This window comes from Nocardia sp. NPDC051750 (genome assembly GCF_044453135.1).
In the GTDB taxonomy this organism is placed as follows: domain Bacteria; phylum Actinomycetota; class Actinomycetes; order Mycobacteriales; family Mycobacteriaceae; genus Nocardia.
Genome location: NZ_JBITCK010000006.1, coordinates 622636 through 635186, shown reverse-complemented (window position 1 = coordinate 635186; position 12551 = coordinate 622636). Strand labels below are relative to the sequence as shown.

General features: G+C 68.4%; 12 protein-coding genes. 11 read left to right on the top strand and 1 reads right to left on the bottom strand.

Annotated features, from left to right (window positions below; all coding sequences use genetic code 11):
• Nucleotide 1 precedes the first annotated feature (1 nt).
• From ACIA75_RS27720 to ACIA75_RS27705, 4 genes are all read left to right on the top strand, one after another.
• Nucleotides 2–1189: a cytochrome P450 gene (locus tag ACIA75_RS27720; protein ID WP_397109019.1), complete on the top strand. Its 1188-nt coding sequence runs from the start codon at nt 2–4 to the stop codon at nt 1187–1189.
• A 71-nt stretch (nt 1190–1260) separates the two neighbouring features.
• Nucleotides 1261–2628: an MmgE/PrpD family protein gene (locus ACIA75_RS27715; RefSeq protein ID WP_397109017.1), complete on the top strand. Its 1368-nt coding sequence runs from the start codon at nt 1261–1263 to the stop codon at nt 2626–2628.
• A 16-nt stretch (nt 2629–2644) separates the two neighbouring features.
• Nucleotides 2645–3451: a mesaconyl-C4 CoA hydratase gene (locus tag ACIA75_RS27710; protein ID WP_397109013.1), complete on the top strand. Its 807-nt coding sequence runs from the start codon at nt 2645–2647 to the stop codon at nt 3449–3451.
• A gap of 3 nt (nt 3452–3454) precedes the next feature.
• Nucleotides 3455–4684 (top strand): NAD(P)/FAD-dependent oxidoreductase, encoded by a 1230-nt coding sequence (locus ACIA75_RS27705; RefSeq protein WP_397109011.1) that lies wholly within the window; start codon nt 3455–3457, stop codon nt 4682–4684.
• Between the two features lie 32 nt (nt 4685–4716).
• On the opposite strand, the gene ACIA75_RS27700 is transcribed toward ACIA75_RS27705, so the two are convergent.
• Entirely contained in the window at nt 4717–5610 is an 894-nt protein-coding gene (locus tag ACIA75_RS27700; RefSeq protein WP_397109009.1) for a LysR family transcriptional regulator, read from the bottom strand.
• Between the two features lie 111 nt (nt 5611–5721).
• On the opposite strand from ACIA75_RS27700, the gene ACIA75_RS27695 reads away from it, so the two are divergent.
• The 7 genes from ACIA75_RS27695 (at nt 5722) to ACIA75_RS27665 (ending at nt 12527) form a co-directional block, all read left to right on the top strand.
• Nucleotides 5722–6936: an FAD-dependent oxidoreductase gene (locus tag ACIA75_RS27695; protein WP_397109007.1), complete on the top strand. Its 1215-nt coding sequence runs from the start codon at nt 5722–5724 to the stop codon at nt 6934–6936.
• 64 nt (nt 6937–7000) lie between these two features.
• A complete protein-coding gene (locus ACIA75_RS27690; protein ID WP_397109005.1) occupies nt 7001–8161 on the top strand; it encodes a CaiB/BaiF CoA transferase family protein in 1161 nt (386 codons plus the stop codon).
• An 11-nt stretch (nt 8162–8172) separates the two neighbouring features.
• Nucleotides 8173–9024 carry an HpcH/HpaI aldolase/citrate lyase family protein gene (locus ACIA75_RS27685; RefSeq protein WP_397109003.1) on the top strand — a complete coding sequence of 284 codons (852 nt, stop codon included), beginning with the start codon at nt 8173–8175 and terminating at the stop codon, nt 9022–9024.
• Complete coding sequence (locus ACIA75_RS27680; RefSeq protein WP_397109001.1) at nt 9024–9815, top strand: SDR family NAD(P)-dependent oxidoreductase; 792 nt, start codon at nt 9024–9026, stop codon at nt 9813–9815. Before ACIA75_RS27685 ends, ACIA75_RS27680 begins: the two co-directional genes overlap by 1 nt.
• A 29-nt stretch (nt 9816–9844) precedes the next feature.
• A complete protein-coding gene (locus ACIA75_RS27675) occupies nt 9845–10546 on the top strand; it encodes an alpha/beta fold hydrolase (protein ID WP_397108999.1) in 702 nt (233 codons plus the stop codon).
• Complete coding sequence (locus ACIA75_RS27670; protein WP_397108997.1) at nt 10543–11601, top strand: maleylacetate reductase; 1059 nt, start codon at nt 10543–10545, stop codon at nt 11599–11601. Before ACIA75_RS27675 ends, ACIA75_RS27670 begins: the two co-directional genes overlap by 4 nt.
• A 20-nt stretch (nt 11602–11621) precedes the next feature.
• Nucleotides 11622–12527 carry a dioxygenase gene (locus tag ACIA75_RS27665; RefSeq protein WP_397108995.1) on the top strand — a complete coding sequence of 302 codons (906 nt, stop codon included), beginning with the start codon at nt 11622–11624 and terminating at the stop codon, nt 12525–12527.
• Nucleotides 12528–12551: the final 24 nt, after the last annotated feature.

The window sequence follows — 12551 nt, the reverse complement described above, 5'->3', positions numbered from 1 at the left end:
GATGTCCACTGTGGATCCTTTCGCACCCGACGCCGATACCCACCTCGGCGGTGCCGCCGACGGCCGAGCCGTCGTCCAGGGGCCTTACGGGTACGCCGTACTGACGCATGAGGCGGCGAGTGCTGTTTTGCGGGATAGCCGGTTCCAGAACTCTGCACTGCGGCTGATGGAGGAGTTCGGGATCAAGGACGGACCGGTCCACGACTTTCGGGAGCGCTCGATCATCATGGTCGAGGGCAAGCAGCAACTCCGCTTGCGGACACCGCTCGCCCGGTTCATGAGCCCGGTGACGGTGGCCGGCACCCGGGGGGTTCTCCGCCGCATCGTGACCGGTATCGTCACCGGCCTCGACACGTCCCGACCGGTGGAGTTCCACGATGCCGTCGACAGGCAGATCCCCTCGCTGGTCTACTGCCACTTGGCCGGGGCGCCGGCGAGCGACGCTCCGAAGGTGCAGCGGCTCTCGGAGGGAACCCTTGCGCTGCTCACCCGGGACAAGAGCCTGACCTCGTCGATCCTCGACTCCTACGACGAACTCTTCGAGTACCTGGGGGATCTGATCGCCTGCAAGCGCGAGCAGGGCCTCGGCGAAGACATGCTCTCCTACCTGATCAACCTCAACAACGAGGGAAGGCTCACCGATATCGAGCTGATCACCGAGGCCACCTCGATGCTCGAGGCCAGCTCGGTGAACACGGCCCATCAGATCGGCCTGGTCGTCTGGACGTTGCTGCGCGATCGTGCCGTGTGGTCCCGGCTGGTAGCCGATCCCTCACTGATCGCACCGGCTGTCGTAGAGGCGCTGCGCCTCTACCCGCGTACGGGTGTGGTCAGCAAGATCGCCACCGAGGAGGTCGAGGTCGCGGGGGTCACGATCCCGGCCGGCTCCGACGTTCATGTGGCCGTGTGGTCGGCCAATCGCGACCCGGAGCGTTTCGAGAGCGCCGGTGAGTTCGATCTGGATCGTGAGCGCAACCAGCCGCTCACCTTCAGCACCGGATCCCACAACTGCCTCGGGCAGGGACTGGCCAAAGTGGAGATGGAGGAGGTCGTCCAGCACCTGGTGAAACACTTCCCGAACGCCACCGTCGTCGAGGACATCACCCGCATCGGCCAGGCCGGCGGGCGGTGGCTCGTCGACAGCCTGACCCTTGATCTGAACGCGACTACGAGTTCGGTGATCGCATGAGCGGGTCAGGCCCGGAGGCGGTAGCGCAGCGTCACCACGCAGGGCCCCCGCTCATGCCCAATGGACACAGCATGAGCGCATCGCTGACCGGGGCCCTCGCATCCCACTGGTCCGGGACGACGTACGCCGACCTCCCCGAAGATGTGGTAGCCGGGATCAAGGACCACATCCTCGATTCTTTGGCCGTGGCGCTGTACGGCGCCCGAACCGATGAGGCCCGCAGCGTGATCAACGCCCTCGCCGAGGTGCAGGACACCTCGACCGGGAGTTCGGTGTGGGGCACCGATCTGCGGCTCGCCCCCGCCCAGGCCGCGCTCGCCAACGGCACCTCCACGCACGCACGTGACTTCGACGACGGTGGCGGGGCCGGCCACGCCGGTGCGACCGTCCTACCGGCCGCCATCGCGGTCGCCGAGGCGCTCGGCGGCACCGGGCAGTCGCTGATCACGGCGACGGTGGCGGGCTACGACGTCGGCTTCCGCGCTCTTGCCGCGCTCGGTGGCTTCGGTGCCCACACCGACCGCGGCTGGCACACCACCGGCACGATGGGCAGTCTCGCCGCGGCGGCTGCTGCCGCGAAGTCGCTGGACCTCGCCGCGGACAGGTTCGCAGACGCGCTCGGCGTCGCGGGCTCGTTCACCGGCGGCATCTGGGCGTTCAAGGACGACGGTGCCATGACCAAGCGCCTGCATCCGGGCAAGGCCTGTGAGACCGGTGTCGATGCCGCGATCCTCGCCCGCGCGGGGATCACCGGACCGCGCCACCTCTTCGAGGCCCGATGGGGTGGGCTCTTCGCCACGTACAACGGTGGCGAGGGCCACCCCGACGCCGCGTTGAAGGACCTCGGCGTGGACTTCAACGTCGCCAGCTCCTACATCAAGCCGTACGCCTGCTGCCGCGGCTCGCACTCCGCCATCGACGTGGTGATGGCGGTGCTGGCCGAGCTCTCGATCAGCTCGGCCGACGTGCGCAATGTACGCGTCGTCGCCGGTGAGACCGCGATCAACATGCTGTCGGTCAGCCCGATCGAGACGGTCTTCGACGCGCAGTTCAGCCTGCCGTACGCCATCGGGCTGGCGCTGACCGGCGGAAAGCTGGGCCTGGACGAGTACGAGCCGCTGCGTCTGGACGACGAGGTCGTCCGGGAAGCGGTTGCCAAGGTCACCTTGGAGGTGGACCCGAGCATCGACCTTCTCGACGGCCCACGCCTGGAATTCACTTTGACCGGCGGCGAGAAGATCGTCCGCGAGGCCGGAGATCCGACCGACGCCAAGGGCTCGGCGAAGAACCCGATGTCTCACGACGAGGTCGTGGCCAAGGCGACCGCCCTGGTCGCGCCGCTCGGACCCGATGCCGCCCATGAGCTCGTCACTGCCGTCGACCACCTCGACCACGCGCCGGATCTCTCCGAGCTCCTCCACGCACTCCGCGCTCGCTGAAGGGAACACGAAGAACATGCCTGAGAAGATCGAACGCACCGAGGTCATCGCCGCCGAGCCGGCCGAGTCGCTGGCCGCGATGCTCGATATCGAGCTGCCGCACGCCGCGGGCGACAAGCTCGCCCCGCTGTGGCATTGGACCTATCTGCTCGAGCGTAGCTCGCAGCGGTCTCTCGGCTACGACGGCCACCCGGTGGTCGGCATCCCCGCACCGCCGGAGGAGGGCCGCCGCCGCATGTTCGCCGGCGGACGGGTGACCACTCTGCGCGCGCTGGAGATCGGCAAGCCGGCGACCAAGGTGACCTCCATCGCCAAGTCGGTCGACAAGGACGGCCGCACCGGCCGGCTCACGTTCACCACTGTGCTGCAGGAGATCTTCCAGAACGACGAGCTGGTGATCCGCGAGGAGCAGGATATCGTCTACCGGGTCGGCGGCTCCAGCTCCCTGCCTGCCCCGCCCGTCCCTCCTGCGCCGCCGGCGGGCCCGAAGATGGAGTTCTCCGCCGACGAGCGTCTTCTCTTCCGATTCTCCGCGCTGACCTACAACGCCCACCGGATCCACTACGACGTCGACTTCTGTCGTGTGGAGGGCTACGACGGACTGGTCATCCATGGCCCGCTGCTCGCCTTCCTGATGGGCGATCACATGCGCCGCGAGGGCATCGACCTGACCGGCAAGACGTTCGGCTACCGCCTGGTCTCGCCCATGACCAGGCCGCAGACCTTCTCGATCGTGCCCGGCCAGGACGGTCTGGAGAAGGGTGCGGAGGCCCGCAGCGCGGCCGGTGCGGTGTGTGCCGTCAGCACATTGAGTGAGGCCTGACCCGTGAGCACCTACTCCGATGTGGTCATCGTCGGTGGCTCCGTGGCTGCCACCCGGGCCGCGGAGGCGGCGCGACGGCACGCACCCTCCCTGAACGTCACAGTCGTCTCCGCAGAAGCGCATCTGCCCTACGAGCGGCCGCCGCTATCCAAGCTGCCGCTGGGAGAACCCGTCGATCTGGACGAACTCACCTATCCCGCGGTCCTACGGCTGCAGGAAGAGGGCGTGAAGTTCGCGCTCGATACCCGCGCCGACGGTCTCGACATCGGGGCCAAGCAGGTGAGCACCAACTGCGGCACCATCGGCTACGGCGCTCTGGTGATCGCTACCGGGTGCGAGCCGATCCTTCCACCGATGCTCGAAGGGCTTCCGGACGTCTACGTGCTGCGCAGCTACGAGGACGCGGTGGCGCTGCGGGCGGCCGTCGCCGAGCCCGGCCGGTCCGTGGCGGTCATCGGGGCAGGCTTCATCGGTGGGGAGTTCGCGGCCACGCTGGTGAAGGAGGGCCACGAAGTGACACTCGTCGACCTCGCAGCCAAGCCGCTGGGCCGCTTCGGTGACGCCGTGGCGGACGCGTACGAACGGCTTCATCTGGACAACGGCGTCGATCTCGAGCTGGGCACCGGCGCCGTAGGTACCGTCGGCGCCGGCGGCTCACGCAGTCTGGAGTTGGCCGACGGCAGGCTCATACCAGCCGACGTGATCGTCGTCGGGGTGGGCGTACGCCCCTCGGTGGCGTGGCTGGACGGATCCGGTCTCACCATCGAGAACGGGATCGTGTGCGACGAGACGCTTCGCACTGGTGACGGCAGCGTGTTCGCGGCCGGTGACGCCGTGCGGTGGCCTAACCCCCGCTACGGCGAGACGATGCGCATCGAGCACTGGACCACCGCCGCCGATCAGGGCCGGATCGCCGGAATCAACGCGGCCAACAGCTTGCTCGGTGGAGAACTGAAGTCCTGCGCTCCGGTGCCGTACTTCTGGTCGGACCAGCACGGCGTCCGCATTCAGTACGCCGGCCACCGCACCGGTGCGGAGCAGGTCGTCGAGCACCACGACCAGGACGGCTCGCTCTACCTCTATCACTCCGGTGACGAGGCCGTAGCGGTGCTCGCCTTCGAGAGGCGCCCGGTCTTCGTACGCCTGCGCGCTGCGCTGCGCAATGGGCTGTCCTGGGAGCAGGCGCGCGAGATCGCCGGTTTGGGCGAGCCGGACCGAGTCGCCTCACGCTGACCGTGGCAAACGTATGGGAAATACAAGGTCAGTCAGCGGAACAGGTCGGCGAAGCGCTCCGCGATCGGTGTCGCGACGGTGTCGCGCCGGCGTACCAGGCCGAGCGGTAGATCGGGCCATTCCTCAACGAGGGCCACAGGCGTCACGCCAGGGTAATGGTCGACCATCTCCGTGCTGATGACGGACAACCCCACGCCGGCCGAGACCAGACTGGCGGCTGTCTGCACCGTGGGGACCGAGATGGTTCGGCCCGGGCTCACCCCAGCGGCGGTGAGGTTGTCGTCGATCAGCCGCGACAGGCTTCGTGCACCCGGCATCCGTGCCGGGAGTACCCAGGTCATGTCACGAAGCTCTGCCAGCGGAGCCGGGCCGTTCCCGCCGAGGCCCCAGCTCGCGGGAGCGATCAGCGAGAGCGGGAGGTGTGCGATCACCTCGGAAGTGAACGAGACGTCGTTGACCGGCGCCAAGGGTTCCTCGGGGAGCACCGGGATGATCGCCATGTCGAGATGGCCGTTGGCCAGGTTCTGGATGAGGTCTGTGGGGCGACCGTCCATGAGCTCGAGCTGAACCTTCGGGTGTTCGGCGAGGAACGCCGCGACCTGCGTACTCACCACACGCCACCAGCCCATCGGCTCGGCGCCGACCCGCAGGTCACCCTCGAGGCCCAGCCCGATCGACCGCAATGTCGCCGATACGCGCTGCTCCTCGGCGATCAGCCGTCGTCCCGCTGCCCGGAGGTAGTGACCGGCAGTGGTCAGTTCGATGCCGCGGGGCCGACGCACGAAGAGCGTCACGCCGAGCTCGGCCTCGAGTTTGGCCATCGCGGTGCTCAGCGGTGGCTGGGAGAGATGCAACAGCCGGGCAGCTTCAGTGATCGATCCGGCGTCGGCAACGGCGAGGAAGTACCTCACGTGCCGGATATCCATGCGTGCAGTGTATGGCAGCACCGAACGACAATCATTGGAGATATGGCCGATCGTCGGCCATCGTTAGAAGTGCCCCGAAAAGCGTGGGCTGCGTTACTCGACGAGGAGGGAGTGACCGTGCCGGATGATCAGCAAGTTGTGGTCGTCGGAGCCGGGCCGACGGGGCTGTTGACCGCGCTCGGGCTGGCCCAGCAGGGACTCGAGATCACCGTGGTCGAGCGGTTTCCCGGCCTTCAAGACGCGCCCCGCGCGATCGTCTACCACTGGTCGAGCCTCGATGGGCTCGAACGCCTCGGACTCTTCGAGGACGCCAGGCAGGCCGGCTTCCTCAAGCAGGACTACGCCTACCGCGTTCGCACGACCGGTGAGATCATCGAGTACGGCCTCGGGGCGCTGGAGGGACGCGTCACGCATCCCTACAATCTGCACCTGGGGCAGGGAGCCCTCGCCAATGTCATCCTCGCCAAGCTCCGAGCCGACTTCCCCAACGTGCGGTTCCTGTGGGGCCATGAGGTCACCGGCGTGACCCAGGACGACACCGGCGTCGATCTCACGCTCAGCAGCGACGCCGGCCAGACCACGCTGCGCGGCCGCTGGGTCGTCGGAGCCGACGGCGCCGGTTCCGCCGTGCGCAGCGCACTCGGCCTGGGTTTCGACGGGATGACATGGCCTGAGCGGTTCATCGCCACGAACATTCGCTTCCCCGATGACCGCGAGGGCTGGGCCCAGTCGACGTTCTATGTCGATGACGAGTTCGGCGCGATCATCGCCAAGATCGACGAGTCCGGCGAGCACGGCCTGTGGCGATACACCTACATGGAGGACGCGGCGCTCCCGGCCGAGACAGTCGCCGAGCGGCTGCCGCGCTTCCTCACCAGCGTCTTCGGCGAGGAGACTGCCGAGAGGACCACGCTCGACTCCATCTCGCCCTATCGGATGCACCAGCGCAGTGCCTCGACCTATCGCGCAGGACGAGTGCTCCTCACCGGCGACGCCGCGCACGCCACCAACCCCTGCGGCGGACTCGGGCTGACGATGGGCCTGTTCGACTCATACGCCCTGATCGAGACGCTCGGCGCCGTAGCCCGCGGCCGGGCCGGCGACCCCCTGCTCGACGCCTACGCTGAGCTGCGGCGTACTGCTTTCATCGAGAAGGCCAGCCCGCGAGCTTCATCGAACAAGCAGCTGGTCTTCCACTCGTCGGATGCTGCCGAGCTCGATGAGCGTTTGGAGCTCTTCCGGCGGATGTCGCACGACCCCGAGCTCGCCGCGGAGGTCCTCTACTTCACCAAGACCCTCGAGAGCCCCTCGTTACTCGCGGTCTGAGGCAAAACCCTGCTAGGCCGGCCGCAGCCGCCAGGTCTGGGAACTCACAAAAAGGAATCGTCGAATGAATCCTCTCAAGGGACTCACGGTAGTCGCGCTCGAGCAGGCTGTCGCCGCTCCATTCGCGAGCCGTCAGCTGTCCGATCTCGGCGCGCGTGTGATCAAGGTCGAGCGCCCGGAGGTCGGTGATTTCGCGCGCGGCTACGACGAGACCGTACGCGGCCTGGCCAGTCACTTCGTGTGGCTCAACCGCGGCAAGGAGTCCGTCTGCCTGGACTTGAAGTCGCCCGAGGGACAGGTAGCGGCCCAGGCACTGGCGAAAAAGGCCGACGTCTTCATCCAGAACCTTGCCCCGGGTGCCGCCGACCGCCTCGGACTGGGCGCCGGGCAGCTTCGTGAGGTCAACCCCGAGCTCATCCATGTCTCGATCTCCGGGTACGGCGCCGGCGGCCCGTACGAGACCAAGAAGGCCTACGACCTCCTGGTCCAGTGCGAAGCGGGACTGGTCTCGATCACCGGTACCCCGGAGCAGCCTTCCAAGGTCGGCATCTCGATCGCCGATATCGCCTCCGGCATGTACGCCTACACCGGGATCCTCACTGCCCTACTGCAGCGCAACCTGAGCGGCGAGGGCGCCACGATCGAGATATCGATGCTCGAGGCGCTCGCGGAGTGGATGGGTTACCCGCTCAACTACGCGATGTACGGCGGCGCCGCACCGGCACGCACGGGCGCCCGGCACGCCGCCATCTACCCCTACGGGCCGTTCGCGTGCGGGCAGGGGCTGGTCTTCCTCGGTCTGCAGAACGAGCGGGAGTGGGCCACCTTCTGCGAGAAGATCCTGGGCGACGCCGAACTGGCCGCGGATTCGCGGTTCGCCCGCAACTCACTGCGGGTGGAGAACGCCGACGTGCTGCGCAACGAGATCGAGCGGGTCCTCGCCGGCAACACCGCCGAGGAGGTCGCCGAGAAGCTGGAGGCCGCCGGAATCGCGAACGCGCTGCTGCGGGACATGCACGAGCTGGCGGAGCACCCACAGCTCGAGGCCCGCGACCGCTGGCGCGACTACAACTCCCCGGTCGGGCGACTCCGGGGGCTGATCCCACCGGTGACCGTTGTCGGCGCCGAGCCGATCATGGGCGCCATCCCCGACATCGGCGAGCACACCGACCAGGTGCTGGCCGAGCTCGGCCTGGCACCGAGCTCTGTCGCGACGAAGGAATGAGGGCGGCGCAGATGCGCGATCCGGTCGACAACGCGACCACGTTCCTTTTCGTCCCGGGCAACCGGCCCGACCGGTTCGGCAAGGCCGCCTCGAGCGGCGCCGATATCGTCATCCTCGACCTGGAGGACGCGGTTCCCGCGGCGCAGAAGCACGAAGCGCGCGAGGCCGCCTCGGCCTTCCTCGCCGCCGGCGGGCGTGTGTGCGTACGCGTCAATCCGCTCGGCTCCGGTGAGCTCGATGCCGACCTCGCCGCCGTCGGCGGCTCGCCTGGTCTGCTGGGGTTGATGGTTGCCAAGGCAGACCGCCCGTCGGTGCTCCATACAGCCGGGGCCACATCGACTCCGATCATCGCGCTCATCGAATCGGCGAGCGGGGTCGCGGCGGCGTACGAGATCGCCTCGAGCCCGCAGGTCGCCCGGCTCGCCTTCGGCCACCTCGACTACGCGGTCGACATAGGGGCACGCCCGTCACACACGGCGATGCTGCACGCACGTTCGGCCTTGGTGCTCGCCGCCCGGCGGGCGGGCCTGCCCGGCCCGATCGACGGCGTCACCGCTGCACTGGACGACACCGAGGCTCTGCTCGGCGACGTCGACCACGCCAAGGATGTCGGCATGAGCGGCAAGCTGCTCGTGCACCCACGCCAGGTGGCGCCGGTCACGGCCGCCTTCCGCCCGGACAAGAGGGCAGTCGAGTGGGCGCAGGACGTCCTGGACGGTGCAGGCTCGGGAGAAGCGGTGCGCATCGGCGGAGAGATGGTCGATGCTCCGGTCATCGCCCGCGCGCAAGCGATCCTCAGGCAGACCCGCTCACCAGCAGCGGCCCCGAGAAGCAAGACTTCGGACACCGGAAAGAGAAGCTGATGAGCGAACACACAGCACAGCGTCGGGTCGCAGCGGTGACCGGTGCGGCACAGGGGCTGGGCGCCGAGATCGCGGTCCGCCTGGCGGCCGACGGCTTCGACCTGGTCCTGCTCGACCTGCGTGCCGACAGCTTGGACAAGACCCGCGCCGAGGTCGAGGCGGCGGGGGCGCGGGCGGTCACCATCGCCGCCGACCTCTCCCAGGAGGAGGCGGTCTCGACCGCGTTCGCCCATATCGAGGAGCGGTACGGCCGCCTCGACGCGCTGGTCAACACCGCCGGCGGCAGCGGCACCGACGTCGTCCGCTCCTTGAGCGACATCAGCGCCGACATCTGGCGCAAGGTCCTCGACAACAACCTGACCAGCGCCTTCTTATGCGCCCGTCATGCGGTCGAACTCATGCAGCGTCACGGCTACGGCCGCATCGTCAACTTTTCGTCGGCCGTCGCCCATGGCAAGGCCGGTCCCTCCGGCACGGTCGGCGCGCGGTTGCCGTACGCCGCGTCCAAGGCAGCGATCAACGGCTTCACCAAGCAGCTGGCCAAGGATCTGGGTTACACCGGCATCACCGTGAACGCGGTGGCCCCGGGTCTGATCGTCCCCGCCGTCGGCCGGATCCGGGACGTGTTCGAGGCGCTCCCGGCCGAGGCCCAGCAGGCAACCCGGGACGCCATTCCCGCGGGGCGCACCGGCACCGGCGCGGAGATCGCCGCCGCGGTCGCGTACCTGGTCTCGGAGGAGGCCGGGTTCACGACCGGCGCCATCCTCGCCGTCGACGGTGCCGAGTCCTGACCCTCCCACGAATGACAAGGAAGCCGAACATGGCGAAATACCCGCTCGTACTCGTGCCGGCCCTCGGCTCCGACGAGCGTCTCTGGCAGCCCGTGATCGACCGGCTCGACGGAGTCACGTGCGCCGTCATCCGCGGCGCCGGCGACTCGGTGGAGGCGATGGCCGAGTCGATCCTGGCCGAGGCGCCCGACGAATTCCACCTCGCCGGCATCTCGATGGGCGGATATGTCTCGCTCGAGCTCGCGCTGCGCCGGACCGGACGCGTACGCAGCCTCGCCTTGCTCAACACCTCGGCCGCTGCCGCTGCGCCGGAGCGACGGGAGAGCTCGCTGAAGGTGATCGAGCTGGCACGCACAGGAGCGTTCGACCAGGCGGTCGGGCTCGTCTCCGCAGGAGTGGCGCCCGGGCACCCCGACGTTGTCGAGGTCGCCGCCCGGATGTCGCACGACCTCGGCGCTGAGGTGTTCATCGACCACCAGTTGGCCGTGCTCAACCGGCGTGACCGCACCGAAGAAGTGGCCGAGCTCGACCTGCCGACCCTCGTGCTCGTCGGCGCCGCCGACGGCATTGTCTCACCCGCCTTGGGCGGCGACCTGGCGGCACGAGTGCCGAACGCGGAACTTGTCACCCTCGACGGCGTCGGACACCTCTGCACTCTCGAAGACCCCGAACGCGTTGCACAGACCATCCAGGGCTGGCTCGCCCGCACGGAAGGACGAGTCGAGCGATGATCTCCTTCGACCACACCAGCCTGGGCCAGCGCGTGTTGTTCGGCTCCGGCCGGGCGATCGAGAACATCCGGACCGCCATCGACGCACTCGGCGCGAAGCGGCTCCTGCTCATCGCAGACGGCTTCGCGAGCGAGACCGCCGACGCGGTCAGCGAGCAGCTCGACATCGCCGCCCGGATCAGCGATATCGTCCAGCACGTCCCGACCGAGAACGCCACCGCGGCACTCGCCCTGGCCACCGAACACGCCGTCGACGCAGTGATCAGCATCGGCGGCGGCTCGGCGACCGGGCTGGCCAAGGTCGTCGCCCGCGACACCGGGCTGCCGGTGATCGCGGTGCCCACCACCTTCGCGGGCTCGGAGGCCACCGACGTATGGGGGCAGACCGACGGGAACCGCAAGACCACCGGCAGCAACCCGTCGGTGCTGCCCAAAATGGTGGTCTACGACGCCACGTTGTCCTCCTCTCTGCCCGCCCGCCTCGCGGTCGCCTCCGGCCTCAATGCGGTCGCGCACGCCGTCGACGGTTTCTGGGCGCCGCGGGCCGACCCGATCAACACCGCGCTCGGTACCGAGGGACTGCGTGCCCTCATTCCCGGATTGCGTGCCCTCGCTGCGGACCCCGACGACCTCGATGCCCGCGAGCGCACCCTTTACGGCGCCTACCTGGCCGCGGTCGCGTTCGCCTCCGCCGGCAGCGGGATGCACCACAAGATCTGCCACGTCCTCGGCGGCGCATACGGCCTGTCCCACTCGGAGATGCACGCGATCGTGCTCGCCCACGTGACCGCGTTCAACGCTCCGGTGGCACGCGACGCCGCCGACCGTGTCTCGCAAGCGCTCGGCGGTAGGCCGGCAGCTGCCGGGATCGACGAGCTGCGCTCCGACCTCGGCATCGTCGGCTCATTGGCCGAGCTCGGCATGCCCGAGGCGGGTATCGACGAGGGCGCTGAGCTCGCCTTCGCGGTGATCCCCGCGTCCAATCCCCGGCCCTTCACCCTCGACCAGATCCGGGCCGTCGTCCGAGATGCCTGGGCCGGCGCCACCATCAGCTGACATCGCATAGGACGATACCCATGACATCGACCCAGGTCACCGACGTCCAGCAGAAGCGGGAGCAAGATCTCGTCGACACCGTCGTGAGATCCTTCGACGGCGCGGGCGACGAGCGGCTGCGATTCATCATGCAGACATTGGTGAAACACCTCCACGCCGTCGTCCGCGAGACTCGGCTCACCGAGAAGGAGTGGGAGCAGGCGATCGCCTTCCTCACCGACGCCGGCGCGATCACCGACGACAAACGTCAGGAGTTCATCCTGCTCTCCGACGTCCTCGGTGTCTCCATGCAGGTGATCGGCGTCAACAACCAGGCGTACGCCGACGCGACCGAAGCCACCGTCTTCGGACCGTTCTTTGTCGACGGCTCTCCGCGGATCGAGCTGGGCGGTGATATGGCCTTCGGCGCGCCGGGAGAACCGTGCTGGGCCACCGGCACCGTCAAGGACACCGACGGCAACCCCGTCCGGGGAGCGCGGATCGAGGTGTGGGAGGCCGACGCGGACGGCCTCTACGACGTGCAGCGTCCTGAGGGCCACATGGCTGCGCGGGCGCATCTGTTCAGCGACGATGCCGGCGAGTACCGCTTCTGGGGGCTGACTCCGACGCCGTACCCGATCCCTGCAGATGGTCCGGTGGGCAAGATGCTCGACGCAGTCGGCCGCTCACCTATGCGAGCCAGCCATCTCCACTTCATGGTCACGGCGCGCGGGTTGCGCAGACTGGTCACCCACATCTTCGTGCGCGGCGACGAGATCGGTTGGAAGGACACGGTCTTCGGCGTCAAGGAGTCGCTGATCAAGGACTTCGTCCGCCACCCCGCTGGTACGTCGACGCCGGACGGCCGCAGTGTCGAGGGACCGTGGACCGAGGTCCGCTTCGACATCGTGCTCGCACCTGCCGAGCCGGCGCAACCGTCCGTCTGATCCCGCCGAGTCCTGGTCGGCAGC